General features: G+C 57.9%; 2 protein-coding genes. Both read left to right on the top strand.

Annotated elements, in window-relative coordinates; translation table 11 throughout:
- On the top strand, window positions 1-1,304 hold a 1,304-nt coding region (locus tag ALO64_RS25630), incomplete at its 5' end, for a VirB4 family type IV secretion system protein (RefSeq protein ID WP_408002923.1).
- Window positions 1,301-1,981 (top strand): P-type DNA transfer protein VirB5, encoded by a 681-nt coding sequence (gene virB5 / locus ALO64_RS22655; protein WP_054991807.1) that lies wholly within the window; start codon window positions 1,301-1,303, stop codon window positions 1,979-1,981. The genes ALO64_RS25630 and virB5, both read left to right, overlap by 4 nt.
- Window positions 1,982-2,189 lie beyond the last annotated feature (208 nt).

The following is a 2,189-nucleotide window of genomic DNA, read 5'->3' as shown; positions in this document are numbered from 1 at the left end:
TGAACAACCTCGGTGAAATGTTGCCAGGGCATGCGGTCTTCACGGGCCAGACGGGGGTCGGTAAAACCACCGCTGAGGCCACCCTGCTGACCTTTCTCAGCCGCTTCGATCCGCTGATATTCGGCATCGACTACAACGAGTCACTGAGGCACCTGCTGTGTGCATTGGGGGCCGAGTATTACACCGTGCAGCTGGGGCACTTCACCGGCGTCAACCCGTTCCAGTTTCACGACAGTCCGGGGTTGCGGCAAATGCTGTTTGACCTGGTGCTGTGCTGCGCCGGTGGCCCTGACAAAAGCAATGACGCTGACCAGAGAAGGATCAAGGACTCGATCGAGGCGGTCATGGCGCACACCAACGTGCGCAATCGCAGCATGTCATTGCTGCTGCGAAACATCCCCGAGCAAGGCGAAAACTGCTTGCGGACCCGGCTATCGAAATGGTGTCGCCTGGCCGGTGAAGGCCGTGTAGGGCAATACGCCTGGGTACTGGATTCGCCGGTCAACCAGTTCGATGCGCAGACCTACCGCCGTCTCGCCTTCGATTGCACGCAGTTACTCAAAAACAATTATGCCGAGAAACACCCCGAGGTCATGGAGGCGTTTCTGAACACGCTGTTCTACATGAAGCGCGAAATGCACGAAGCCCGCCCCGGCAACCTCCTGCTGAACGTGGTGGCCGAGTACTGGGCACCGCTGTCCTTCAAGAGTACGGCAGACGCCATCCAGGAGGTTCTGCAAAGCGGACGCATGCGCGGGGAAATCCTGATCATGGACACCCAGTACCCCGAGCAAGCGCTGGCGACGAAGTATGCTCCGGCGGTCATTCAGCAGGTGATTACGCCCATCTGGCTGCCCAACAAAAACGCCCAGGCTAAGAGTTACGCGAAGTTTGGCGTCACGGGCAAGCTGTTCGAAGCGGTGCGTGACATGGGGAAACTCAGCCGGGAAATGGTGGTGCAGCAGGGTCACCAGACGGTGAAGCTGAAGATGGAGCTGGGCGGCCCCCTCAAGTACTGGTTGCCGTTGCTGTCGGCCACGAAAATGAACCTGGCGGTGGCCGAGCGTATCCGGCAACACCTAGGCACGACCGATCCCAAGGTATGGGTCGATGCGTTTCTGGTGGCCGAGGCCGTGCGCCAATGGTTGAACACCGACGACCCCGCTGTATGGCTGCCCGCGTTTGACTACGCCGACAACCTGCGCCAGTCCATGAACACGCGAGATGCACAACGCTGGATGCCGGCCTTTCAGAAAGCCTGGAAGGCCCTTCAGGAACACAACGAAATGGAGAATGCGTCATGAAAAAGCAGATGCTGGTTTGCGCGCTGAGCGCGCTCATGTTGACCGCAGCCCTGCCTGCTGCCCACGCCGCAGTGCCAGGCGTGCCGGTCCTGGACCCGTCTACCCTGCTCACGCTGAGGGCGAATGCGTTGGCCCAGGCCAAGCAGGCAATGGACGCGCTGACCACGGCCAAGGACGCCATCCGCGAGACGGCGCAGCAGTACAACCACTACAAGAGCATCATCACCGGCAACGACATGCTGGGTGGGTTCCTGAACGACCCGGCCTTGAACAAGGTGATGCCCATGGGGGACTGGGCCGATGTCTACGGCACGGCACGGGACATTGCCAGTTTGCGTGACCGCTACGGCTTAACCTCGGATAATGCCAGCGTGCAGGCCAAATTCGACCAGATGATGTCGGTTGCCGATGCGCTGGAACGCAATTACAACGCCAGTACCGAACGGGTCAAGAACGCCGATTTGCTACGGGCCCGGTTGAACGAGGTGACGACCCCACAGCAGAAGGAGGATTTACAGCTGCGCTACCAGCAGGAGCTGATCGAGCTGCAAAACCAGCAGATGCGGCTGGCCAATATGCAGCTGCTTCAGCAGCAGCAAGAGAAAATGGAAAATGAAAAACGCGCACAAGACATAAGTGATTTTTATTTTGGGAAGTCAACGGTGATGCCCCAATAGACAAGGAGTTGAGTATGNNCACATGAACGGTAAAACCAGCGTGCGGCCCAGCTACGATTGATTAACCAATAAATTCAAAAGGGAAGATGACCCATGTTTAAAAGAATGACCGCTTTTTCTTGCTTGGTGTTGTTTGCACTGGCGCTGTCAGGTTGCTTTGATGGCAAAGGGCAAGGGTTCGTTGGGCGATGGACTGGCGAAGACATGA

Origin of the sequence: Pseudomonas meliae (genome assembly GCF_001400515.1) — a bacterium.
In the GTDB taxonomy this organism is placed as follows: domain Bacteria; phylum Pseudomonadota; class Gammaproteobacteria; order Pseudomonadales; family Pseudomonadaceae; genus Aquipseudomonas; species Aquipseudomonas amygdali.
This window is presented reverse-complemented; position numbering and strand designations above follow the sequence as displayed.

Bases quoted from the DNA above. Each gene is read 5' to 3' on its own strand.
- virB5 (WP_054991807.1), top strand. From the start codon at position 1,301: ATGAAAAAGCAGATGCTGGTTTGCGCGCTGAGCGCGCTCATGTTGACC.